This is a genomic window from Luteibacter sp. W1I16 (assembly GCF_050434905.1).
In the GTDB taxonomy this organism is placed as follows: Bacteria; Pseudomonadota; Gammaproteobacteria; order Xanthomonadales; family Rhodanobacteraceae; genus Luteibacter.
The window spans coordinates 727,967-750,899 of sequence record NZ_JBNDJJ010000001.1; the positions used below are offsets into that span (position 1 = coordinate 727,967).

19 protein-coding genes are annotated in these 22,933 nt (G+C 66.6%); 5 read left to right on the top strand and 14 right to left on the bottom strand.

Annotated elements, in window-relative coordinates; all coding sequences use genetic code 11:
• Positions 1-10: 10 nt before the first annotated feature.
• From QFZ41_RS03240 to QFZ41_RS03255, 4 genes are all read right to left on the bottom strand, one after another.
• Entirely contained in the window at positions 11-646 is a 636-nt protein-coding gene (locus QFZ41_RS03240) for a CvpA family protein (protein ID WP_429197429.1), read from the bottom strand.
• A 41-nt stretch (positions 647-687) separates the two neighbouring features.
• Complete coding sequence (locus QFZ41_RS03245) at positions 688-1,749, bottom strand: SPOR domain-containing protein (protein ID WP_429197430.1); 1,062 nt, start codon at positions 1,747-1,749, stop codon at positions 688-690.
• Positions 1,750-1,836: 87 nt separating this feature from the next.
• Entirely contained in the window at positions 1,837-3,144 is a 1,308-nt protein-coding gene (gene folC / locus QFZ41_RS03250; RefSeq protein ID WP_429197431.1) for a bifunctional tetrahydrofolate synthase/dihydrofolate synthase, read from the bottom strand.
• Entirely contained in the window at positions 3,141-3,761 is a 621-nt protein-coding gene (locus tag QFZ41_RS03255; protein ID WP_429197432.1) for a GNAT family N-acetyltransferase, read from the bottom strand. Before QFZ41_RS03255 ends, folC begins: the two co-directional genes overlap by 4 nt.
• 84 nt (positions 3,762-3,845) lie before the next feature.
• On the opposite strand from QFZ41_RS03255, the gene QFZ41_RS03260 reads away from it, so the two are divergent.
• Positions 3,846-4,919 (top strand): sterol desaturase family protein, encoded by a 1,074-nt coding sequence (locus QFZ41_RS03260; RefSeq protein WP_429200173.1) that lies wholly within the window; start codon positions 3,846-3,848, stop codon positions 4,917-4,919.
• Positions 4,920-5,631: 712 nt separating this feature from the next.
• Here QFZ41_RS03260 and QFZ41_RS03265 read toward each other — a convergent pair.
• The 6 genes from QFZ41_RS03265 to miaA all read right to left on the bottom strand — a co-directional run bounded on the left by QFZ41_RS03265 (position 5,632) and on the right by miaA (position 11,890).
• Entirely contained in the window at positions 5,632-6,939 is a 1,308-nt protein-coding gene (locus tag QFZ41_RS03265) for an adenylosuccinate synthase (protein WP_429197433.1), read from the bottom strand.
• A gap of 51 nt (positions 6,940-6,990) precedes the next feature.
• Positions 6,991-7,860: a protease modulator HflC gene (hflC, locus tag QFZ41_RS03270; RefSeq protein ID WP_306847828.1), complete on the bottom strand. Its 870-nt coding sequence runs from the start codon at positions 7,858-7,860 to the stop codon at positions 6,991-6,993.
• Positions 7,857-8,993 carry an FtsH protease activity modulator HflK gene (gene hflK / locus QFZ41_RS03275; RefSeq protein WP_429197434.1) on the bottom strand — a complete coding sequence of 379 codons (1,137 nt, stop codon included), beginning with the start codon at positions 8,991-8,993 and terminating at the stop codon, positions 7,857-7,859. Before hflK ends, hflC begins: the two co-directional genes overlap by 4 nt.
• Before the next feature lie 164 nt (positions 8,994-9,157).
• Complete coding sequence (gene hflX / locus QFZ41_RS03280; RefSeq protein ID WP_429197435.1) at positions 9,158-10,465, bottom strand: ribosome rescue GTPase HflX; 1,308 nt, start codon at positions 10,463-10,465, stop codon at positions 9,158-9,160.
• A gap of 94 nt (positions 10,466-10,559) precedes the next feature.
• A complete protein-coding gene (gene hfq, locus QFZ41_RS03285; RefSeq protein ID WP_331544439.1) occupies positions 10,560-10,820 on the bottom strand; it encodes an RNA chaperone Hfq in 261 nt (86 codons plus the stop codon).
• A 107-nt stretch (positions 10,821-10,927) separates the two neighbouring features.
• Complete coding sequence (miaA, locus tag QFZ41_RS03290) at positions 10,928-11,890, bottom strand: tRNA (adenosine(37)-N6)-dimethylallyltransferase MiaA (protein WP_429197436.1); 963 nt, start codon at positions 11,888-11,890, stop codon at positions 10,928-10,930.
• 515 nt (positions 11,891-12,405) lie between these two features.
• On the opposite strand from miaA, the gene QFZ41_RS03295 reads away from it, so the two are divergent.
• Genes QFZ41_RS03295 through QFZ41_RS03310 form a run of 4 tightly spaced genes read left to right on the top strand, consistent with a single transcriptional unit; the run spans position 12,406 to position 15,329 of the window.
• Positions 12,406-13,665: a hypothetical protein gene (locus QFZ41_RS03295; RefSeq protein ID WP_429197437.1), complete on the top strand. Its 1,260-nt coding sequence runs from the start codon at positions 12,406-12,408 to the stop codon at positions 13,663-13,665.
• Entirely contained in the window at positions 13,658-14,266 is a 609-nt protein-coding gene (locus QFZ41_RS03300; protein ID WP_429197438.1) for a HupE/UreJ family protein, read from the top strand. Before QFZ41_RS03295 ends, QFZ41_RS03300 begins: the two co-directional genes overlap by 8 nt.
• Positions 14,263-14,484 carry a hypothetical protein gene (locus QFZ41_RS03305; RefSeq protein WP_429197439.1) on the top strand — a complete coding sequence of 74 codons (222 nt, stop codon included), beginning with the start codon at positions 14,263-14,265 and terminating at the stop codon, positions 14,482-14,484. The genes QFZ41_RS03300 and QFZ41_RS03305 overlap by 4 nt, the downstream gene beginning before the upstream one ends.
• A gap of 8 nt (positions 14,485-14,492) precedes the next feature.
• Entirely contained in the window at positions 14,493-15,329 is an 837-nt protein-coding gene (locus tag QFZ41_RS03310) for a DUF4198 domain-containing protein (protein ID WP_429197440.1), read from the top strand.
• On the opposite strand, the gene QFZ41_RS03315 is transcribed toward QFZ41_RS03310, so the two are convergent.
• The 4 genes from QFZ41_RS03315 to QFZ41_RS03330 all read right to left on the bottom strand — a co-directional run bounded on the left by QFZ41_RS03315 (position 15,324) and on the right by QFZ41_RS03330 (position 22,784).
• Positions 15,324-16,307 carry an alpha/beta fold hydrolase gene (locus QFZ41_RS03315; protein ID WP_429197441.1) on the bottom strand — a complete coding sequence of 328 codons (984 nt, stop codon included), beginning with the start codon at positions 16,305-16,307 and terminating at the stop codon, positions 15,324-15,326. The genes QFZ41_RS03310 and QFZ41_RS03315 overlap by 6 nt on opposite strands.
• 1,091 nt (positions 16,308-17,398) lie before the next feature.
• Positions 17,399-18,250 carry a helix-turn-helix transcriptional regulator gene (locus QFZ41_RS03320; protein ID WP_429197442.1) on the bottom strand — a complete coding sequence of 284 codons (852 nt, stop codon included), beginning with the start codon at positions 18,248-18,250 and terminating at the stop codon, positions 17,399-17,401.
• A 43-nt stretch (positions 18,251-18,293) separates the two neighbouring features.
• Complete coding sequence (locus QFZ41_RS03325; RefSeq protein WP_429197443.1) at positions 18,294-20,456, bottom strand: S46 family peptidase; 2,163 nt, start codon at positions 20,454-20,456, stop codon at positions 18,294-18,296.
• A gap of 174 nt (positions 20,457-20,630) precedes the next feature.
• Positions 20,631-22,784 (bottom strand): S46 family peptidase, encoded by a 2,154-nt coding sequence (locus QFZ41_RS03330; RefSeq protein ID WP_429197444.1) that lies wholly within the window; start codon positions 22,782-22,784, stop codon positions 20,631-20,633.
• Between the last annotated feature and the right edge of the window lie 149 nt (positions 22,785-22,933).

Consider the following 22,933-nt stretch of genomic DNA (forward strand, 5'->3'; position numbering starts at 1 on the left):
GTCTTGCCTTCTACGAAGAGGCCGCCGTGGTCGCGGCGGCAGGGTGAGCATTCGAATCTTTCGAGGGTTGCGCGGGGATCGTCAGGTCGCGCAGTTTCATCAGTTCTTCCCGGCTGGGCAGTTTCACGTCCGGCATCTTCATGTTCTGCAGCGCCGCCGGCGGGTGCATGTATTCGCGAACGCCCGGCGGCACCTGCTGGCCCAGCCATGCGGCCGGCGCGGCGAACTGCGGCAGCATCGCCGATTCGCGCCACATCGGCTCGTTCGGCAGCGGCGTGAAGCCCAGCAGGAACACCACGCCGCTCACGATGAGCACGCCGCGCGCGAGACCGAAGATCATCCCGAGCAGGCGGTCCATGCCACCCAGCCCCGTTCCCGAGACCAGGCGCGAAATCAGGAACCGGAACACGGCGCCGACCAGCAGTACCGTGATGAAGCACAAGCCGTATCCGATGGCGATCCGCGCCGTCGGCAGCGATACGCTGCTTTCGAAGTAACGCGCGACCGTCGGTCCGAACAGCCACGCGATCCAGAACGCGGCCACCCAGATCACCAGCGAAAGCACTTCGGAGATGAGGCCGCGCGCGAGGCCGATCAAGACCGAAATGAACAGCACGGCAAGGATGACGTAGTCGGCCCAGTTCACGTGACGCTCCTCGAATTCACGATGGGAGTCGGTCCGGCCCGTCAGGGCGCCGGGACGACCACCCCATCGAGGCCCACCTTGGCCTTGATCTGGTCCTTCAGGCGCACCGCGTCGTCACGCTGCGTCTGGGGACCCGCACGGACGCGCCACAACTTGGCGCCGCTGCTGGAGGCGATGCTGTCCACATAACCCGGAATGCCGGCGCCGCGCAGCTTGTCGCGCAGGCGCGTGGCTTCGGTCTCGCTGCTGACGGCGGCGACCTGGACGGCGAAGCCCCCCGCGCGCGGCGCGGCCGAGGGCACGCTGGGCGTAGCCGCGGCGGGCGCCGGCGCGGCGGCGGCGCGTGGCGGCGCCGGTACGTCGGCGGCCTGCGTCTCGGCCCGGGTCGACAGGCTGGCGGGCGCACCCGGGACCGCGGCGACGATCTTCAGCCGGGCGGTCTCGGCGGCGGCACGCGATTCGAACGGCCCGGCGGAGACCCGGGTAAGCGATTTGCCGGCCTGCGTGGTCGAGGCCGTGCTCACGGGATAGCCCAGCGCCTTCACCTTCTGCACGAGGGTATCGGCCTTCGAGCGGTCCGCATAGGCGCTGAGGTTGATGCTGTAGCTGCCCCGTGCGGCGGTACCCGGCGGCAACGCCGGTGCCGCGGCGGGGGTGGACGGCGGTGCCGAGGCAACCGGCGTCGTGGCGGGCTTGGCTGCCGGTTTGACCGGGGCCGCCGCCGGCTTGCTGGCCGCAGGCGCGTTGGCGAAATCTTCCGGCAGGGCGTCGGCCGGCTTGCGCGAGGCGATGTCCACCGAGGCCAGACGGCCGCCACTGCCCGGCGTGACGCTGGCGGCAGGCGCCGAAACGGCGGGCGCGGGCTGCTGTGGTGCCGCACCGGCCGGCACGCCCGCCGTCTGCGGGCCATTCACCGTCGCCGGGGAGCCGGTCGGGGCCACGTCGAGCGTGCGCGTCTGCAGTTCGCGGTCCGGTGCCGGCGGAATCGCCAGGCTGACGGTCTGGTCGGCGTCGGACTTGGGCGGCGTGCTTGAGAACAACATCGGCAAGAACAGGACCGCCAGGGCGATCAGGACGGCGGCACCCAGCATGCGTGTTTTCAAGGAAGGCTCCATACGACCGGTGCAAAGCGGATCGCGGCGATTATAACCGGCAATGGACCTGCCCCGGCGTCTCGCCGGTGCCCGCGTTCACGTGGCCTTGGACAAGGCGGCGCCCGCGACGAAGAACGAGCCGAAAAGCAGCACGGTGTCCTCGTCGCCCGCGGCGGCGCGTGCGGCCGCCCAGGCCCGGGCGACGTCAGGAAACGCCTGCGCGGCGGCATCCGGAAGCACGGCGGCGAGCGTGGCCGCGATCGCGTCTGCAGGCAGGCCACGCGGGGTATCGCGCTCCAGGCCGGCCAGGAACCAGCCATCGATCCGTCGCCCCAAGGCGGCGACGACACCGGCCACGTCCTTGTCCGCGAGGGCGCCGTATACGGCGAAGACTCGGCCAGCCGAGGGCTCGGCGTCCAGCCATGCCGCCAGCGCTCGCGCGGCCTGGGGGTTATGGCCCACGTCGACGAGGGTGCGCGGACGTTCGGCGATGCGCTGGAGACGGCCGGCCACGCGCACCTGTTCGAGGGCGCGCCGGATGGCTTCCGGCGATACGTCCACACGGGAACCCAAGGCATGGATGGCGGCGATGGCCGTCGCCGCGTTGGTGATCTGTACCGGTGCGTCGAGGGCCGGCCAGGGCAGGTCGAGCACCGTGCCGTCCCGATGGGTCCAGCGCCAATCCGTGGGAGCCGCCCTTGTGGGAGCCGCCTCAGCGGCGAGGGCCGAAGGTGCCGTGGTGACGGTGAAAGCCTCGCCGGCGCGGACGATGTCGGCGCCGATGTCGCGCAGGGCTTGCAGCAGGCCGGCCGGGGGCGCCGGTTCGCCGACGATGGCGGGGCGGCCCGCGCGTGCGATGCCCGCTTTCTCGCGGCCGATGCTGTCGCGATCGCCGCCGAGCCAGTCCTGGTGGTCCAGATCCACCGTGGTGACGACGGCGACGTCGGGGTCGATGATGTTCACGGCGTCGAGCCGGCCACCCAGGCCGACCTCCAGCACCGCGACGTCGAGCGACGCGCGCGCCATCAGGTCGATCGCGGCCAGCGTGCCGAATTCGAAGTAAGTCTGCGGGATGTCACCGCGCGCCGCCTCGATCCGCTCGAACGATGCGACCAGTGTTTCGTCAGACGCGTCCTCGCCCTCGATCCTGATTCGCTCGTTGTATCGAAGGAGGTGCGGCGAGGTGTAACACCCCGTGCGGTAACCCGCAGCGCGCAGCATGCCCTCGAGCAAGGCCACCGTGGACCCCTTGCCGTTGGTACCGCCGACGGTGATCACGATGGGCGCCGGATGTGGTGCGCCCATCACTTCCCAGACCGCGCGCACACGTTCCAGGCCCAGCGCGATATCGCGCGGATGCGTGCGCTCCTGGTAAGCGAGCCACTCCGCCAACGTGCGTGTCATGCGGATTCCCGGTCAAGTTCACGCATCCAGAAATCGAGCGTGTGCGGCGTCGCCGCGTCGGCGCCGATTTCCTTCCACGACAGCGTGCAGCTCAGGTCGATGACCGGCTTGTAGCCCCGCCCGAGCCAGAACGCGTCGTTCCGATGATGGTTCGCCGGCTTGCGTGGATCCCCGGGCTCCCGCCGCACCGAGCAGAAGGCCGTCCAGCGGAAGGCCCCGGCATCGCGCGCATGCGCTTCGCGTGCATCGAAGAAGACATGCCCGATGCCGCGTCCACGCCACGGCGCGAGCAATACCGACTCGCCGAAATAGAACACGTCGTCCGGCGCGACCCCGTGTTCTTCGAAGGGCCTGCGGAAGACCTCGCCTTCGTCGGCGAGGGGCATGCCGGTGGAGGCACCCACCGCGCGCCCCGAATCGTCGCGCGCGACGACACACACGCTGCGCGGCGAGGCGGCATACGCGGCCAGGTAGTCCCGCTCATAGGAGCGGTCGCCCTCGTAGAGGTAAGGCCAGTCGCGAAACACCGCCTGGCGCAATCCGGACAATTCCTCGGCCACGGGCAGGATCTCCTTGCCCACGTAAGTGCGTACGTCGATCCCTGGAATGTGGCGCATGGCGGAAAGCCCAACGAAAGAGGCGTGCAGCTTAATCGCAGTGTCGACCGCGCGCACCTGCACGGTCTTGCGAAGGTAGCCAGCATGTTCGCGGGATGGTCCCATCTTGTCGACTGGACGAGTGCCCATGCCATCGTCCCGTTCCTCGCCCTGCTCCACCTGTCCGGCCTGGCCGGCGATCCGCGCGAAATCGCGGGGGCGATCCTCATCTCGATCCTCCAGGTGGCGATCATCGCCTTGGTGTTCCGCCCGCTCGAATCGGTGATCCCCGCCGAGACGTGGCCGGACCGCGAACTCACGCGCGTGGACTGGCAATACACGCTGATGATGCTGCTCGGGATCTTCCCGATGTTCAGCTACCTCGTCCTGACGCCGATCGGCAACGCCTTCGGTGGGACCGGCGCGGCAGGCAACGACGATTCACCATCAGGCATCGTGCACTGGGTGCCTGCGTTGAACAGCCATCCGCTGGCGTTGTTCCTGGTCTACTACGTCATCTACGACCTGGTCTATTACTGGATGCACCGCCTGCAACACGCGCTGCCGTGGTGGTGGGCGCTGCACAGCATGCATCACAGCACGCGGCAGATGAGTTGCTGGACCAACGACCGTGGCAGCCTGGTCGACGGCTTCCTCCAATCGATGGTGCTGGCAGGCGTGGGCTTGCTGATCGGCGTCGCGCCCACGGAGTTCGCGTGGTTGATGCTGCTGGGCGAACTAGTGCAGAACTTCTCGCACGCGAACGTGCGCGTGCGCTTCGGGCCCGTGCTCGATCGCCTGTTCGTTTCGCCCGTGTTCCACCGTCTTCACCACATGCTGATGGACCCGGACCGCCCCACCCTGCACAACTGCAATTTCGGGCAGGTGTTCTCGATCTGGGATTCCCTGTTCGGCACCGCGCTGCATGGCGAGCCGATCCGGCCCACGGGCGTGGGCGATCCGATGGTGGACGCGGACAACGAGAAAGGGCTGACGGGCCTGCATTGGGCGGCGTTCCGCCGCTTCTGGGGCGCGGTCACCTGCAAGGCGGGCTGGCGGTTGGGCGAGGTCGCCTTCGGCGCGGATTACCGGCCGGTGTCGGTGAAGGAGATCGACCTTCATGCGTTGGAGGGTGGAAGACTTGGCGAGCATCCATCGCCGAACGGAAGCGGCGCATAAAAAACAGCGCGGGGCTGCTGTTTTTGGACCTCGGGGCAAGCCGTTCCGTATCAGCCCCCCCGCACCCGGGTGGGAAGCGGGCTGGCCCGCGATTCCTCAATCTCTCCGGTGACGAAGGCGGCCTTGCGATGATCGAGCGAAGCTTGTCACCGCTCACTCGCTCGGTTGCGATGCACAGCCTCATTCGTTCGACATCTGGGTGGCGAATCGCGGGCCAGCCCGCTTCCCACCCGGGTGCGGCAACCGGCAAATGGCTGGTGACTAGCTGCACGTGGCGCGGCGGGCTTTGCTCTTCCCACCAATCACCCCAGTGTCGAGTGAGCTGCCGGGCGCCACCCTCGGCGCGACATGAGGAGCCGAGGGCGGGCGGGCGGACAAGGCCCGAAGGGGATCGGCCTGGACGGCCGATCGTTTTCGCTGAGCCACGGAGGGCGAATCGAAAACCCCCGCCCGACCGTCCGAGCCCGAAGGGGCGCCAGCCATCAGACACGGCCGCGCAGCGGCTTCCCTTCCCAAGGGACGGCACCGCCTGTCGCGCCGAGGGTGGCGCCCGGCAGCTCCCCCGCGACGCACACAGCGAATGCGAGGGCGAAGCCGAGCCGTGCATCAAACTGGCCCGCTGCCGCGGGATCGCCGACAGGGTCGGCTCCCACCAGGGTCGGCTCCCACCAGGTCGGTTCCCACCGGGGTATGCCCGAGGGGCTGCCGGGGATCAGCAGTTGTCGGTGCCGCCGAACGGGTCGTCCAGGACGATCGTGTCGTCACGATCGGCGCCCGTGGCGACCAGAGCCAGCTTGCAGCCCGAAAGCTCTTCCACCGCGCGCAGGTAGGCGCGGGCGGCCGGCGGCAGCTTGTTCCAGTCGCGGATACCCGCGGTCGATTCTTCCCAACCCGGGAATTCGAGGTAGACGGGCTTGCACTCGGCCCAGCCATCGGCGTCCAGCGGCGCCAACTCACGACGCTTGCCACGGTATTCGTACGCGATGCAGACCTTGATGCTTTCCAGCCCGTCGAGGACGTCGAGCTTCGTGATGGCGAGGCCGTCGATGCCGTTGATCTGCACCGCGCGCTTCAGCGCCACCAGGTCGATCCAGCCGCAGCGGCGCGGACGGCCCGTGCTGGCGCCGAACTCATTGCCCTTCTTGCGCAGCAGTTCGCCCATCTCGTCGTTGAGCTCGGTCGGGAACGGACCGCCACCGACGCGCGTGGCGTAGGCCTTGCAGATGCCCAGTACGTAGTCGATATCACGCGCACCGACGCCGGTACCGGCCAGCGCGCCGCCGACCGTGGTGTTCGACGAGGTGACATAGGGATAGGTACCGTGGTCGATGTCGAGCAATGCGCCCTGCGCGCCTTCATAGAGGATGTTGCCACCCTCGCGCCGGACGTCGTGCAGGATCGTCGCGACGTCATCGACCATCGGACGCAGGTATTCGCCCCAGGTGAGCGCCTCGTCGAGCACGGTCTGGTAGTCGACAGGCTCGGCCTTCAGCCACTGGGTGAGCACGAAGTTGTGGTATTCCACGGCAGCCTGGACCTTCTCCGGCAGCTCGTGCGGGTACATGAGGTCGGCCACGCGAATGGAGCGGCGGGCGACCTTGTCCTCGTACGCCGGACCGATGCCTCGACCGGTGGTGCCGATGGCCTTGGCGCCGGAAGCCACTTCGCGCGCCTTATCGACGGCGATGTGGTACGGCATGATCAGCGGCGTGGCCGGCGAGATCTTCAGGCGCGGACGCACGTCGACGCCCTGCTCTTCCAGCTCGGCGATCTCGCTCATCAAGGCGGCCGGCGAGAGCACCACGCCGTTGCCGATCAGACAGAGCGCGTCGTCGCGCAGGATGCCCGACGGAATGAGGTGCAGGACCGTCTTCTTGCCCTTGATCACCAGCGTATGGCCAGCGTTGTGGCCACCCTGGAAACGCGCGACGGCGCCGACACGTTCGGTGAGGAGATCGACTATCTTGCCCTTGCCCTCGTCGCCCCATTGCGCGCCGAGAATGACGACTGACTTACCCATGTTCATGCTTCTCTTTAGTTGCGTTGCCCTGCCGGGCGATGTGGATCGGGATCAGCGCGGACGGCCAGGGCCGTCGTTGAGATAGCGCAGGAATTCGGAATCCGGCTTCAGCACGAAAGTGCCCTTGCCGTCGGCAAAGGCTTTTCGGTAAGCCGCGAGGCTGCGGTAGAAGGCGAAGAATTCGGGATCCTGGCTGTATGCCTGCGCATAGATGGCCGCGGCCTGCGCGTCGCCATCGCCCTTCACCTTGGTCGCTTCGCGATTGGCGTCGGCGAGCAATACCAGCTTCTGGCGATCGGCATCGGCACGAATCGTCTCGGCACTCTCCTGCCCCGTGTAACGCAGTTCGTTGGCGAGCTGCAGGCGCTCCGCGCGCATGCGCTTGTAGACAGAACCGCTCACTTCGTCAGGCAGGTCGATGCGCTTGATGCGTACGTCGACGATGGCGATGCCGAGGTTCTTGCGGGCGACGGCGTCGGTCTGCTGGCGCACGCGCTCGGTGATGTCCTTGCGGCCGCCGGCGATGAGATCTTCGAGCGGGCGCGCGTTGAACTCGTAACGCAGCGCATCCTTCACGATCGGCGTAAGGCGCTGGATCGCCTGTACCTGTTCACCCGAGGTCGCACGGTAGTAAGACGCGTTGTCGGCGATCCGCCACTTCACATAGAAGTCGACGTTGACGCTCTTCTTCTCGAGCGTGAAGTAACGTTCGGGCTGGGCATCCAGTCCGAGGATGCGGTTATCGAAGCGCATCACTTGCTGCACGACCGGAATCTTGAAATGCAGGCCGGGCTGGTAATCGGCGCGCACGATGCGGCCGAACTGCAACAGCAGCGCGTTCTCGCCTTCCTTCACCACGAAGGCGCTGTTGAAGCCCAGGAGGACGAGGGCGACGACGATGAGGCCGGAAACGATCTTCACTGGGCGCTCCCCTGCTGCGGCGGATTCGGAGTGGCGTCGGTCGTCGCGGACTGGATCACGGTGCCCACGCCAGGAACGTTGCGTACCGCGCCGTTGTTCGTCTCGACCGGCAACTGGATGATGTTCTTGCCGTTGCTGTCATCGATGACTTTCGGATTGCCGGCCATCACTTCCTCGACGGTTTCCAGCCACAGGCGCCGGCGGGTGACGTCCGGTGCCGCGCGGTATTGCTTGAGCAGCAGGTTGAAGCGTTCCACGTCGCCGTTGGCACGTGCGATGCGCTCGACACGATCGGCCTCGGCCTCGGCCGCGATGCGTGCGGCCTCGCCACGCGCGACGGGCACCACCTGGCTTTCGTAGGCGCGGGCCTTGTTCTCTTCGCTCTGCTTGTCTTCGCGGGCGGCGTTGACGTCGTCGAAGGCATCCTTCACTTCCTTCGGCGGCGACACGTTCTGGAAGCTGACGCCGGTGACGAGGATGCCGGCGTCGTATTTGTCGAGCGTGGCCTGGAGGATGTCGCGCGTCTGCTGCTGCAGGGTTTCCTTCGCCGCGGGCGCGACGCCGGTGACGGGCGCCTGGTCCGGCGCCGGCGTGTCGACGCCCGGCGTGGTGAGGATGTTGTCCATGATGTTCGCGCCGACCACCGAGCGCACCGCGGCCTCGGCTGCGTTGTGGATGGTGTTTTCCTCGCGGTCGGCGTTCGAGTACAGGAACTTCCGGGCGTCGGACACCTGGTACTGCACGTTGAAGTCGATCGCGATGATGTTCTCGTCGCGGGTGAGCATCGATACGTTGTCGGACACCGAGCGCACCTGGGTCGTCTCGACCTTGGTCACGGTCTCCACCGGGCTGGGCGCCTTGAGGTGGAAGCCCGGCGGCAGGATGCGCGAGAACTGGCCGAAGCGCAGCACCACGCCCACCTGGCGGGCGTCGATGACCGTGTAGCTGGAGACCAGCAGCCAGGCCGCGATGAAGACCAGCACGATGGCGAAGACACCGCCGCTACCCGCGCCGAACTTGCCGAACCGGGCCCTGAGGCTCTTGATCGCCGCGTCGATGTCGGGCTTGCGCCCGCTCGATCGGTTGCGGTTCCAGGGGTCCTTCTGGCCGTTACCGGGTTCGTTCCAAGCCATGGGCGACAGTCTCCTTCGGGGACCGGAGGGTGGGCGGCTGGCAAGCCTTGAGGTAGACCCGCCGCGGCGGGAGATGGACGCCGGGCGCGCGAGCACCCGCCGCCGCGCCGATAGGGCACGCAAACGCTGTGAATTCTATCAGATGGGTATCGATGAGTGCTCGATCAGTGACCGGCGTGGGGTGGATCGATCAGGTCGCGCAAGGAACCCGCGTGTACGTCGTCGCCCAAGAGAGGCGCCAGTACGGAGCGAGGCGCGTCGATATCGAGGTGCCAGCCGTGCTCGTCCACGGCTTCTCCCGCGATCGCGCCCGCTGCCTTGAGGCGCGCGTGCAGACGTCCCGCACTGAGAGGAAGCTCAAGCCCCGCACGGATGCGGTCGCCACCGAGCAGTTCGCCCAACGCCTCGCGAAGACCGTCCACGCCAGCGCCCGTGGCGGCCGAAAGCCAGACCTGCCGCGGCTTGCCGTCATCGCCACGATCGATCCGCGGAGCCGTATCGACGAGATCGACCTTGTTCATGACCGATAGCTGGGGCACGTCGCCGGCACCGATTTCCTCCAGCACCTCGTTCACCACCCGGGCCAGCAGTTCGCGTTCTTCGTCCGCCGCGTCGCTGACGTGGATCAGGAGATCGGCGTCGCGCGCCTCGGCCAGGGTCGCGCGGAAGGCGGCGACGAGGTCGTGGGGTAGCTCACGGATGAAGCCGACCGTGTCGGCGATCACCGCCGGGCCACAGGAGAGGCCGTCGACCTTGCGGACCGTGGGGTCCAGGGTGGCGAACAACTGGTCGGCCGCGTAGACGCCGCCCGTGGTCAGGGCATTGAACAGGGTGCTCTTGCCCGCGTTGGTGTAGCCGACCAGGGCGACACGCGGCACCGTGTTGCGCAAGCGGGCGCGGCGCTGCTGGTCGCGCTGGACCTGCACCTTCTCGAGCCGCTTGGTCAGCATCTTCACGCGCTCGGCGAGCAGCCGGCGGTCGGTTTCCAGCTGGGTTTCGCCCGGGCCGCGGTTGCCGATGGCACCGCCGCGCTGGGCGTCCAGGTGGGTCCAGCCGCGAACCAGGCGCGTGGCCAGGTGCTTGAGCTGGGCCAGTTCGACCTCGAGCTTGCCTTCGTGCGAGCGCGCCCGCTGGGCGAAGATGTCGAGGATGAGGCCGGCACGGTCCACCACCCGGGCCTTGAGGTGCTTCTCGAGGTTGCGCTCCTGCACCGGGCTGAGCACATGGTCGACCAGCACGAGGTCGGCCTCCAACGCGCGGACGGCCTCGGCGACTTCTTCCGCCTTGCCGCTGCCGATGTAGAAACGGGGATTCGGCACGTCGACGCGGGCCGGGATGCTGGTGAGGATCTCCGCACCGGCCGAAGCGACCAGTTCGGCGAATTCCTCGCCACGACGGATCGCATCGCCTTCGCCCCGCGAATGCGGCAGCACCAGGATGGCCCGATCGCCTTTCTTTTGTCTATCGAACACTTAGGGGAATGACCTCATGGGAAAAGAAGGGGCACGCGCAGCCGGAAGCATACGCGCACCCACTCGTTCCTATATGGGACGAAGCCAGGGCCCCTCAACCCTCGCCGTCACCGGGTGCCGCATCGCCATGGTTCTCGTGCCCGCCGACCCGGACATTCCGGCTCGGCACCACCGTGGAAATGGCGTGCTTGTACACCATCTGGCTCACCTGGTTGCGCAGGAGCACCACGAACTGGTCGAACGACTCGATCGTGCCTTGCAGCTTGATGCCGTTCACCAGGTAGATGGCGACCGGCACACGCTCGCGCCGCAGCGCATTCAGAAACGGATCCTGCAACGATTGCCCTTTGGACATTCTTCTTCTCCCCTACGCCTCTCGTACGGGTCCGGGTAAAAAACGCCTTACGACGCCCCAGCCCAAGTGTCTTGAATCTTAACTGCTTTTAAACGCCCGCTGGTAGCTTAAGATCGTGACGATCTCGGCATTCCGGCGAACTCTTCCACCGCACGCGCGGCCTCGGGCAACGGATCCCCCCGGTCCGGGTCGAACGTGCGCGCGTCGAACTCGCCGCGCAGCCAGGTGATCTGGCGTTTGGCGAGTTGACGAGTGGCATAGATACCACGGTTGCGGAAGTCCGTGGCATCCCCCTGTCCGTCCAGGTACTCCCAGGCCTGCCGGTAGCCCACCGCGCGGATCGCCGGCAGGTCCGGATGGAGGTCGCCACGGGCTCGCAGGCGGCGGACCTCGTCGAGGAAACCGTCGGCCAGCATGGCATCGAAGCGGAGCGCGATGCGCTCGTGCAAGCGTTTCCGATCCACCGGCAGCAGCGCGAGTTTCAGGACCCTCCAGGGAAAACGAACCGTCGTGCCACCCTGTTGCAACTCGCTCAGCGGGCGCCCGCTGAGTTCCATGACCTCCAGCGCGCGCTGGATCCGTTGCGCATCGCCTGGCCGAATCCGCGCACCGGCCACGGGGTCGAGCGCCGCCATGCGGGCGTGCATCGCTGCCCAACCGATAGCCGCCGCCTCGGCTCCCAGCCGTTCACGCAACGCCGGATCGGCCTCGGGCAGGTCGGACAAGCCACGCTGGAGGGCCCGGAAGTACAGTCCGGTTCCTCCAACAAGAAGAGGCACCTTCCCCTCACCGGTGATGCGTTCCATCGCCGCCACCGCATCCTCACGAAAGTCCGCCGCCGAATACGGCAACGCCGGATCGCGGATGTCGACCAGGGCGTGCGGGTAACGCGCGAGCGTGGCGGCGTCGGGTTTCGCCGAACCGATATCCAGGCCGCGATAGACCAGCGCCGAATCGACGCTGACCAGGGCCACGGGAAAACGGTCCGCCAGCGCGCAGGCGAGTGCCGTCTTGCCCGATGCGGTCGGGCCCATCAGGAAGATGGCGAGGGGGCGGTTGTCGAGGGTCATGCACGCGGTGATCGGTCGAACGATCGCAAGGTTAGCGCACCCGGGTGATGTGCGGTGACGACGGAGCTCACGTCATGACCAGTACAACGCAAGTAGCCGCTGCATAAGGCGCAAGCGCAGTTATCCACACGGTTATGCATCGATTACCCACACCGGCTGTGGATATCCTCCGCAGCCGCGAGCGAGCATCGCCCTGGTCAGTTGTTGAGCAGCGCAACGCAAGTCCATGCTGCCAAAGGGCGGAATGGAGTTGTCCACATGCTTATGCAGTGAGTATCCACACACGCTGTGGATATCGCGATGCGCTTCCGGCGTGCGTGGTCACGAACTGACCAGGACAACGCAAGTGGTCGCCACGCATGGGCGAATCGGACTTGTCCACACGGTTATGCAGCGAGTATCCACATCACATGTGGATATCTCGTGCCGCGCCCCGTGCGAATCGCTAAAGATTCCGACAGTCGCCGATAACGGGTTCGGGTGTACTGCCACCAGTCCATTCTGGTACGGCTCCCATGCGAAACCTGCGCCTCCCGCTCGCCATCGCGTCGCTTTTCGTCGCGACGATCCCTGTCCTTCCGGCCTCCAGCGCCTACGCCTCGGACCACCTCGATACGCCCACGGTCGCCGCCGATCCGCGTGCGGACATCGGCGACATCTATGCCTGGACCTCCGTGGACGGCCACCACCTGAACCTGGTGATGACCATCGTCGGCCATAGTTTCTCCGACGCCATCGGCTATACCTTCCACGTCGACAGCGGCAAGGTCTTCGGCACCACGAGCAGGACCACCGACGTGACCTGTCGTTTCAGTGCCTCGTATACAGCCGATTGCACCGTCGCCGATGAGCATGCCACTGGCATGGTCGACGCGGCGGATGGCTTCGCCTCGCCCGGTGGGCGCCTGAGGGTATCCGCAGGCCGCCGTGACGATCCCTTCTTCAATAACGTGAAGGGCTCCCGGAGCGCGTTCGACGTGGCGGCGCATGCGCTCGAACGCGGTACACCCGTCGACGCCGACGGATTTCCGCGGTTCGATGCCGCCACGGTGGCTTCGATCCGCAAGGAGTGGCGCCAGACCGACGGTGACCCAGGTCGGAATTTCCTCGCGGGATGGACGCCGGCATGCATCGTCGTGACGGTGGATCTCGGACTGGTGAATGGCGGTGGCCCACTGCTCGCCGTGTGGGGAGAGACCGCATCGCCGCATGGCCGAATCGACCGCGCGGGGCGTCCGCTGACCGGCAACGCCTTGCTCTCTCCGCTCGACGAAACCAAGGGCGACCGCCTCAAGGAACGCTACAACCGTGCCGAGCCAGCAAGGGCGGCGCAGTTCATCGGCGACATCCAGCGGACGCTCGGCCTCTACGATGGCTACGATGGCGTGCGCGGCAACCAGTGGCTTGCCGACACGCACGCGGTACCGGGAATGCGCTATCACCGGCTGGCGACGTTGCTGGCCGACGACCGGCTATGGGTGAACAGCGCGTCGGCGAAGTGCACGCAACTCTTCGCCGTGGAGCTGGCCCAGCTTTCCGGTCGTGGCGATCTCGCCACCGACTGCGGCGGCCGTACGCCGAACTACGATGCATCGAACATCTACCGTTCGCTGCTCGCGGCTGGCGACCTCGACAGCATCGATGACGGCGTGCATCACGACGATCGCACCCATTCCACGACGCGATTCCCGTTCCTCGCTGCAGCAGCCAACATAAGCCCCGCATACACCGCACCGGCCGCGGCATCCAGCGCCGCGGCCGGCTACCATGAATGATCCGCGGGCATCGTTCGTCGTTCTCGCCTTCGTCGCGGCGGTGACGTTGTCGTACGCCAATCCCGCCATGGCGCATGCCGGCACCGGCTTGGCAGGCGGCTTCGGCGCCGGTTTCGCGCATCCTTTCGGCGGAATGGATCATCTGCTCGCCATGGTATCGGTGGGATTGTGGGGCGCCGTGCTCGGCGAGCCCCTGGTGTATCTCTTGCCGATGGTCTTTCCCGGCGTGATGGTGCTGGGCGCCGTGCTCGGCATGGCCGGTGTGCCATTGCCACCGGTGGAATGGGGCATCGCGCTTTCGGTGTGCACGCTCGGTCTTTGTGTCGCCTGCGCATTCCGGCCCGGCGTGGCCATGGCGATGACCGTCGTCGCTGTGTTCGGCCTCTTCCATGGTTACGCGCATGGCAAGGAATTGCCTTCTGCGGCGGACCCGATCGGCTACAGCGCGGGGTTCGTACTGGCGACCGGCTCGCTGCACGTCCTTGGCATCGGGCTCGGTATGGCTGCACGATGGCCGCGCGGCATGCTGGCATTGCGCGCCATCGGCATCGGCATCGCCGTGACGGGTGGTCATTTCATCGTGCAGGCCGTCAAGGCATGAACGGGATGCACGTATCGCTGGCGGTGCTTTCGCTCGCCGTGGGCGCCGTGGTGGCGCTGACCAGTGTGATCGTCGCGCGTCACCGTCCCTCGAAGTACCGCGGCATGCGCATGGCATTGCACGTGGTGGCGAGTTGGTTCCTCGCGATCGCCCTGCTCGTCGCGACGCTCTCGTTCCTACCCGTCACCCCGGGCTACGAGCCCGATCACCTTGAATAGGCTCAGCCATGTCTCGTCATCGTCCACGGCCGGTGGGCCGCTTCTGCGTGTCGATGCTGATAGCCGCCACAGGTACGGTGCATGCCCACGATTTCTGGGTACAGCCGCAAGCGTTCCAGGTACAGCCCGTGCAAGCGACGCCGCTCATGTTGCAGGTCGGCCACGGACCTTACCGCCAGCGTTCGCCCATCGCGCTGCAACGCATCGTGCGATTTCAGGCCTTCGGGCCGTCGGACCAGGGGGTGGACCTTCGCGCCGTGCTACACCCCGGAGAGGTGGCCGGCGATGGTGAGGTAGCGCTGCCACGTGCCGGCACCTATCTGATTGCCCTGGAAACCGACAACCGCGCGCAGAGCCATCTTCCCTCGTTGCGCTTCAACGATTACCTGACGGTGGAAGGCCTGACACCGGCGCTGGAACGGCGCCGGCGGGATGATCGCATGGATGTGGACGAGACGGAGATCTACAGCCGGCATGCGAAGGCGATCATGCAAGCCGGGCCGTTCGATGCCGCGGCGCAGGCATCCGTGACGGCACCCATCGGCCTTGCGCTCGAGATCGTTCCCGGGGTCAATCCGTACGCCCTGCCCCGCTCTCGCACGCTGCCTGTTCGCGTGCTCTATCGGGGGCATGCCCTTGCAGGCGCCACGGTGAAGTTCACGGACCTCGATCACGACGACGCACCCATCGAGGTCCACGTCACCGACGCGGCAGGTCGCGCATCCTTCACCATGCCCACCTCGGGACGCTGGCTGCTCAACACGATCTGGATACGCGCCCTGCCGGCGGATGCCGAGGCCGACTACGAAACGGACTTCTCCAGTCTCAGTTTCGGGTTTCTATGACGTCGCCCAGAGTCGCCGGGCCTCGGCGGCGATGACATCGGGAAATTCTTCGGGGAAGAAGAGTTTCGCGTTCGAAATGCGGTGCACGCCGTGCGAGTGCTTGAAGGCGTGGTCGAGATACTCCGCGCCCGCGGGCGAGAAGATGGGATCGGCCATGCCCCACACGACGCGCATCGGTATGGGACTCCGGGCGAGTTTCGGACCGATCCCCGCCAGCGAATTTTCCTCCAGCGCCAGCGCATAAGCGTGCGTGCGCCCGGGATGCGCCACCAGGGGTCCCAGGTACATGTCGATGGCTTCGTCGGTGGGATGACCGGGATACGTGAAGGTCATGCCACCCAGGCCTTCGGGCGAGCGCGCCAGCGTCTTGTCCGCCAGCCATGGCCGCAGCCAGCGATCGACATACGTGCCCTCGTGCGACATGGCGATCACCGGCGCCATCGCCGCGGGTGGGCATTCGTGTTCGGTATCGCAGTTGGTCAGCAACAGGCTGCGCACGCGTTGCGGATAGCGTGTCGCCAACAGCTGGGCGACCGCGCCGCCGCTGTCGTTGGCCACGACGTCGGCGCGGGAGATACCGAGGCCATCCATGAAGGCCACCAGCATGTCCGCCTGTGCCACGGGCGCCACGCTTTGACCCGGGGCCACCTCGGTGTATCCGAGGCCGAGGAAGTCGGGTGCGATGCAACGACGAGCACCCGCCAGCCGTGGCAGCACGCCGCGCCACTGGAACCCGTTGAGCGGAAAGCCGTGCAGGAAGAGCGCGGCGTCACCGCTGCCTTGTTCGACGTAGGCGATGTTGCCGAATGATGTACGGGTGAATCTCCTCGCCACGTTGAACCGCCGCGCATCCATGTCCTCATTAACGGCCATCCGGCCCATGCCGGGTGCGCACGCCGCCACCATGCCGGCCGCCAGCGTGCCTGCGGCGAGCTTCATGAAAGAACGGCGATCGATGCCGAGTTGCCCATTGCCCACGACGATGTCTCCTTTGCCGCCCACCCAACGGGGCCCGTGAAGCAGACCATGCCGCTGGCTCTACGGCTGTCGGAAAATTTAGGCTCTTGCGCATTCTTGGGTTCGCCATGTGTCTGGCTCGGCTTCGCCCTCGCGTTCGTTGTGTGCGGCGTGGCGGGGAGCTGCCGGGCGCCACCCTCGGCGCGACAGGCGGCGCCGTCCCTTGGGAAAGGAAAGCCGCTGCGCGGCCGTGTTCTATGGCTGGCGCCCCTTCGGGCTCGGACGGTCGGGCGGGGGTTTTCGATTCGGCTCCTGCCTCAGCGAAAACGATCGGCCGTCCAGGCCGATCCCCTTCGGGCCTTGTCCGCCCGTCCGTCCTCGGCTCCTCATGTCGCGCCGAGGGTGGCGCCCGGCAGCTCACTCCACACTGCGGTGGGTTGGTGGGAAGAGCAACGCTCGCCGCGCCACGTGCAGCTAGTCACCAGCCATTTGCCGATTGCTGGTGGCCACACCCGGGTGGGAAGCGGGCTGGCCCGCGAGTCCTCAATCTCTCCGCTTGCGAAGGAAGCCTTGCGGTGATCGGGCGAGGCTTGTCACCGCTCGCTCGGTGGCAGTGCACAGCCTCATTCGCTCGACATAGGGTGGCGAATCGCGGGCCAGCCCGCTTCCCACCCGCATGAGGGAATTTCCACGGAGCGGCTTGTCCCCAGATCGCGGGTGTTGCTTGGGCCGCACGACACCTCCGTGCCCGGAAGAGCCGTCGGCCGCCACCCTCGGCGCGAGGTGTGGAACCGAGGAGCGCCGGGCGAAAAGGCCCGTCAGGGGGCCGGCCTGGACGGCCGGCCGTTTTCGCTGAGGCAGGAGCCGAATCGAAAACCCCGCCCGGCGCGACGGGCGTGACGGGGCGCCAGCCATCAGACACGGCCGCGCAGCGGCTTCCTTTCCCGAGCGACGGTGCAGCTCGGAGCGACGAGGGTGGCGGCCGACGGCTCTGCTCCACCACCCAACGCGAGGGCGAAGCCGAGCCGTGCATAAACCTGGCCCGCTGCCGCGGGATCGCCGACAAGGTCGGCTCCCACCAGGGGCGGCTTCCACCGGAACGTTCAGGGTGGTCAGGGGCGTCGTGTCGAGCGGCGGAAATCCGCGGGGGATTGGCCGTAGGCCTGGCGGAACACGGCCGTGAAGTGGCTATGGCTGGAAAAACCCAGGTCCGCCGCGAGGGCCGAGAGATCCTCTTGCGTCGCCATCAGGTCCAGCGCCCGGGCCAGGCGGAGGCGTAACTGGTAGCGATACAACGGTATGCCCTCCACACGCTGGAACACCTGGGTGAGGTACACCGGAGACGCGCCGATTTCGGCACCGACATCGGCCAGCGACCAGCGGCGCGACACGTCGCTGGCCAGCAGCACCTTCACCCGGTCCGCCAGGCGCCGCTGGCCTTGCGTGGCCTCCGGTGCGTGCGAGGTCCGCGGGCCGAGGCTGCGGCCGATCAGGTTCAGTAACAGGGTTTCCGCTTCCAGCGGTTCCATCGTCCCCTGCTCCAGCCTGTGGCGGAGCAAGGCCACCATGGCTTGCGCGCCGGGGTCGATGCGCCGGTGATGCGTGCGAAAGCCGGGGACGGGCCGCTGGTCAAGCAGGCTGGCCGGGGCGAGTTCCTCCAGCAAGGGCGCGGCCACCTGGACCGAAAGACTGGCGTCGCTTCCCTCGACCGGATGGGCGATCCGGTAGCCCTCGTCGGCATTGAAGAACACCACGTGGTTGGCGTCGGCGACGGCCTGGTCGCTGCCTACGTGGCGCACGTAGAGCCCGCGGTAAGGAAAGACCAGGTAGGTGGATGCCGCGCATTCCTCGGGGCTGCGATGCGCGCACCCGCCGTGGCAGACCACGTTGCGCACGGAAACGCTCGCCGTTTCCAGCGAAGCGTTGACGCTGAGTTCGTTCGCGGTGGGGTCGGACCGGGGCATGGCCGCGAGGATCGCACAGGCGTGCGGTCCTCGCGACTGCCGGTTATTTCGCCGGAACGCCCATCTCCTTCAGGAGATTGTCGGCATGGTCGAGGTGGTGCATCACCCACAACATGTAGCGCACGTCGACCTGGATCGAGCGGTTGAGCTTCGGGTTGAACAGCCAGTCGCCGCTGACCGACTCCCAGTTGCCATCGAAGGCGAGACCGACGAGACGGCCCTGCGCGTCGAGCGAAGGCGAGCCCGAGTTACCACCGGTGATATCGAGGTCGGCAAGGAAGTCGACCGGCAGCGTACCGAGCTTCTTCGACGCGTAGCCATCGAAGGCCTTCGCCTTGATCGCATCGATCTCGGCCTTGGGCGCGTTGAACGGCTCTTCGCCGGTGTTCTTCTGGACGATGCCTTCGGCCGTGGTGAAGGGCGCATAGCTCACGCCGTCACGCGGAGCGACGCCTTGCACGTTGCCGAAGGTCACCCGCAGCGAACTGTTCGCATCCGGATACACCGGCAGTCCCTGAGATTCCTTCCACGCGATGATCGCCTGCATGTAGCGAGGACGCAGCCGGGCCAGTTCACCATCGCGGGCGTCTTCTTCGTTCTCGATCGTCTTCAACTCGGGCAGCACCGCATTGGCCAGCTTCAACATGCTGTCGTCGCTCGCGGCGATCGCCTTCTTGTCAGCCTTGAACCACTTCATGCGCTCGGCCGTGTCGCCGAGCTTGCTGCCCTTGTAGAGCGCCGACACCTTGGCCTGGATGGCCGCACGCGTGGATGCGCCGGCGAGCCAGGTGTCGAGCGCCGGCAGGCGCTGGTCCTTCGGCAAGCCGACGTAGCGAACGAGTGCGTTGACCAGGAGGTCCTGGTCGGTCTTCGCGTCGTAGCGGCGTTCCATTTGCTTCAACGCACCCTCGATGCGCACCTCGTCGCGTTGCTGGTAACCGGCCTCGCGCTCCATGTCCGGCTTGGTGCGCTCGTCGGCGAGGCGGGCAAGGCGTACACCGCTGGCGAAGAGCTGGGTGCGCGAGATGAGGGCGAGGTCGACATCGCGCTCGCGGGTAGCCTGGTAGGTGGCGAGCTTGGCCTTGAGTTCGGCGATGTCGGCGACGAGCGCCTGGTTCTCCGCACCGCCCTGCTTCTTCAACCACGCGTCGAGATCGGCTTCCTGCTTCTGCTTCACCGCGACCGCATCGGCGCGGCGCAGGCCTTCAAGCTGGCCGCCGAAGTTCTTCAGGTAGTTGTTCAGGCCGGCGACGAGGCTGGCGTATTTCACCGTAACGTCGGGATTGGCCTTGCCGTTCGCGGCGATGGTGTCGAGTTGCTCCTGGTAGAGCTTGATCTGGGTCGGGTATTGCCAGTCGATCGCGCTGCTCACCTCCTGGGCGAGACGATACCGGTTCGTCCTTCCCGGATACCCCACGACCATCACATAGTCGCCTTCTTCCACGCCTTGTGGGTTGAGCTTGATGACGTGCTTGGGATGGTAGGGCACGTTGTCCCTGGCATACGTGGCCGATTTGCCGTCCTTCGACACATAGGCGCGGAGGTAGCTGAAGTCGCCGGTGTGGCGTGGCCACATCCAGTTGTCGACGTCGCCACCGAACTTGCCGATGGACTCGGGCGGTGCGTAAACCAGGCGCACGTCCTTGATCTCGAGTTGCCGGATCAGCTGATAGCTGTAACCGCCATGGAAGGTGTACACATCGCAGCGATATCCTTCGGTCTCGCAACCCTTCACCAGCGTTTTCTTGGCGAGGTCGATGGCGTCGTAGCGTTGCTGGCCGGTCATCGCCGGGGTGAGTTTCGCGGTCACGTCCTGGGTGACGTCGCGGATTTCCTCGGTGACGAAGACGCGCATGTCGGGCGATCCGGGCAGTTCCTCCGCGAAGGTCTTCGCGAGGAAGCCCTGTTCGATCAGGTTCTTTTCCTTCGTGGAGTTGTACTGCAGCGCGCCGTAGCCGCAATGGTGGTTGGTGACGACCAGACCATCGGGTGAAACGAAGGACGCCGTGCAGCCGCCGAGGCTCACGATGGCGCCCATGGGATAGGCGGTAAGGTCGGTGAGCGTGGCCGGATCGAGCTTCAGGCCATGCTGTTTCAGCATGGCGGCGATCTTCGGCAACTGGGCCGGCTGCCACATGCCTTCGACGGCATGGGCGGCGGGGATGAGACCTGCCGCGAGGGCGGTGGCCAATAGGGCTCGGCGCATGATGAATCTCCTTGGTGTTTCGGGCGCGTTGGGGCGGCTGGGATCGCCGACAGGGTCGGCTCCCACCAGGTAGTGGGAACGCCGATGGATCGGCTTCCATCGGGCAGATGTTATAAAGTAACGCCAATGCTGGCGAATCCTGCTCCGGCACGTACGTGCCGGAGGTCACCCTTCTTACTTTCCGGGTACGCTCAGTTCGCGCAGCAGGGCGGGCGACGGATACACCTTGTCGATCAGCCAGCGCATGTAGCGCATGTCCACGTGGATGGCGCGCTTGTAGCGCGGGTCGTACATCCAGCTGGCGCTGACCGCTTCCCAGTTGCTGTCGAAGTTGAGGCCGACCAGTTCGCCCTTCGCATTCAATACCGGCGAACCCGAGTTACCACCGGTGGTGTCGAGGTTGCTCAGGAAATCGACCGGCATGGCGCCCGACTTCGGATCGGTGTATCCGGCGAAATCGCCCTTTCGGATGGCGTCGAGCAACGGCTTCGGCGCATCGAAGGGCTCCTTGCCGGTGTTCTTCTCGACGATGCCGGCGACCGTGGTCAACGGGGCATAGGTCACCGCGTCGCGGGCCATCAAGGGGGTGACCTTGCCGTAGCTGACGCGCAGGGTCGAATTGGCATCGGGGTACACCGCCTTGCCCTGCTTCTCGCGGTAGGCGATCAGGGCCTGCATATAGGCGGGACGCAGGCGCAGCAAATCGCCTTCGCGAACCTTGCGTTCGTCCTCGATGCGCAGCAAGGCGGGACGCAGGGTGCGTGCCGCCACCAACAACGCATCGCCACTCTTTTCGACCTCCGCCGGGGCGGCGGTGAACAGTCGCAGGCGCTCGGCTTCGTCACCGAACTTCGTCGCCGCATAAATGCGATCCAGCGCTTGCGCGAGTTCGGCTGGCGTGCGGCCGAACACCTTGTCCACTTCGGGAAGCCGCTGCGCGTCGGGCAGTCGCTGGTAGCGAAGCATCAGCGACGTCACCAGTGCCTTTTCCACGCGCGCATCGTAACGGCGCTGCACCTGCTTCAGCTGGCTCTGGATCAATTCCTCGTCACGCTTCTGGTAGCCCGTCTCGCGTGCCGCGTCCGCCTTGGGCCGCTCCACGGAAAGACGGTCCACCGCCAGGGCGCCGCGCAGGAGCTGGGTCTGCGTGGAGAGCAGCCCGACCAGGAGGTCGCGCTCGCGCACGTCCTTGCCCTGGGCGATCAGGGCCATGACCTGGTCGATCTCCGGCTTCAACGCTTTCCCGTCGGGTTGGCCCGCAAGCCACGACAACATCGCGGCTTCATCGTCGCGGCGGACGGCGACGGCGTCGCTACGCTGCAAGCCCTCCAGTTCACCGCTGAAACGCTTGATCCCGTTCTTCAGCGTTTGCAGCTGCGACGCATAGCGGATACCAGCCTCCTTGTCGGTCTTGCCCTGGGCTTCGATCACGTCCTGGAGCGCCTTCAGCACCGCCACCGAGGTCGGCAGCCGCCATTCCACCTGGTCCGCGAATTCGGCCGCCGTGCGATGGCGATAGGTGATGCCGGGATAACCGGCGAGCATCACGAAGTCGCCCTCGGCGACGCCGTCGGTGGCGAGCTTGAGGTGCGAAGGCGAATGGTAGGGCACGTTGTCCGGTGAATAATCGGCCGGCTTGCCGTCGCGCCCGACGTACGCGCGCAGGATGGTGAAGTCGCCCGCGTGGCGCGGCCAGACGAAGTTGTCGATCTCGTCGCCGTAGTTGCCGATCGCGCGGGGCGGCGCGTAGACCAGGCGGATGTCACGCAGTTCCAGTTGTTTCACGAGGTAGAAGTCGCGCCCGTAGAACATGTTGGCGACGCTGCACTTGATGCCCTCTTCCTTCTCGCATTCGGCCACCAGCGCCTTGCTCGCGGCATCGACGGCGTCGTAATAGGCCCTGCCCGTCTTGCCCCTGGCCTGCGCCAGGATGCGATCGGTGACCTTGTCGAATCCGACCGTGACGCGCAGGCGGTAGTCGGGGTTGGCCGGCAACTCGCCGGCGCGATCCGGTGCCACGTAGCCATTGGCGATGAGGTCGCGCTCCGGCTTCGAGTTGTACTGGATGACGCCGAAGGCCACGTGGTGGTTGGTGACCACCAGCCCGTCGGCCGATACGAAGGAGCCCGTCCCGCCACCCACCTTGACCACCGCGTTGAGCGGCGCACGGGTCAGGTCGGCGAGGTCCTTTGGATCGCCACGGAAGCCGGCCTCCTTGAGGTTCTTCGCAATTCCCGGCAGTTGCGAGGGCAGCCACATGCCCTCGTCGGCTTTCGCGTCCAGCGCCAGCGCCATGGCGGCTCCCAGCATCATCGAGCGGATTCGCATGTTTCGTTGTCCCCTGTGGGTCGTGCAGAGCGTCCCGACCATAGAGGGCCCGAGGGGCCACTGGCAATGGCGCGGCGCACCACGATCCGGGGCCGGTGCGGCTTATAATGCCGGTTTGGGTCCGCGCCGCGGGCCTCCCCCGCACGGAA

What these genes read in the sequence shown, in the direction of transcription:
- folC (WP_429197431.1), bottom strand. Translation starts at nt 3,144, where the DNA reads ATGACACGCACGTTGGCGGAGTGGCTCGCTTACCAGGAGCGCACGCAT.
- QFZ41_RS03255 (WP_429197432.1), bottom strand. Translation starts at nt 3,761, where the DNA reads ATGCGCCACATTCCAGGGATCGACGTACGCACTTACGTGGGCAAGGAG.
- QFZ41_RS03260 (WP_429200173.1), top strand. Translation starts at nt 3,846, where the DNA reads ATGTTCGCGGGATGGTCCCATCTTGTCGACTGGACGAGTGCCCATGCC.
- QFZ41_RS03265 (WP_429197433.1), bottom strand. Translation starts at nt 6,939, where the DNA reads ATGGGTAAGTCAGTCGTCATTCTCGGCGCGCAATGGGGCGACGAGGGC.
- hflK (WP_429197434.1), bottom strand. Translation starts at nt 8,993, where the DNA reads ATGGCTTGGAACGAACCCGGTAACGGCCAGAAGGACCCCTGGAACCGC.
- hfq (WP_331544439.1), bottom strand. Translation starts at nt 10,820, where the DNA reads ATGTCCAAAGGGCAATCGTTGCAGGATCCGTTTCTGAATGCGCTGCGG.
- miaA (WP_429197436.1), bottom strand. Translation starts at nt 11,890, where the DNA reads ATGACCCTCGACAACCGCCCCCTCGCCATCTTCCTGATGGGCCCGACC.
- QFZ41_RS03295 (WP_429197437.1), top strand. Translation starts at nt 12,406, where the DNA reads ATGCGAAACCTGCGCCTCCCGCTCGCCATCGCGTCGCTTTTCGTCGCG.
- QFZ41_RS03300 (WP_429197438.1), top strand. Translation starts at nt 13,658, where the DNA reads ATGAATGATCCGCGGGCATCGTTCGTCGTTCTCGCCTTCGTCGCGGCG.
- QFZ41_RS03305 (WP_429197439.1), top strand. Translation starts at nt 14,263, where the DNA reads ATGAACGGGATGCACGTATCGCTGGCGGTGCTTTCGCTCGCCGTGGGC.
- QFZ41_RS03310 (WP_429197440.1), top strand. Translation starts at nt 14,493, where the DNA reads ATGTCTCGTCATCGTCCACGGCCGGTGGGCCGCTTCTGCGTGTCGATG.
- QFZ41_RS03320 (WP_429197442.1), bottom strand. Translation starts at nt 18,250, where the DNA reads ATGCCCCGGTCCGACCCCACCGCGAACGAACTCAGCGTCAACGCTTCG.
- QFZ41_RS03325 (WP_429197443.1), bottom strand. Translation starts at nt 20,456, where the DNA reads ATGCGCCGAGCCCTATTGGCCACCGCCCTCGCGGCAGGTCTCATCCCC.
- QFZ41_RS03330 (WP_429197444.1), bottom strand. Translation starts at nt 22,784, where the DNA reads ATGCGAATCCGCTCGATGATGCTGGGAGCCGCCATGGCGCTGGCGCTG.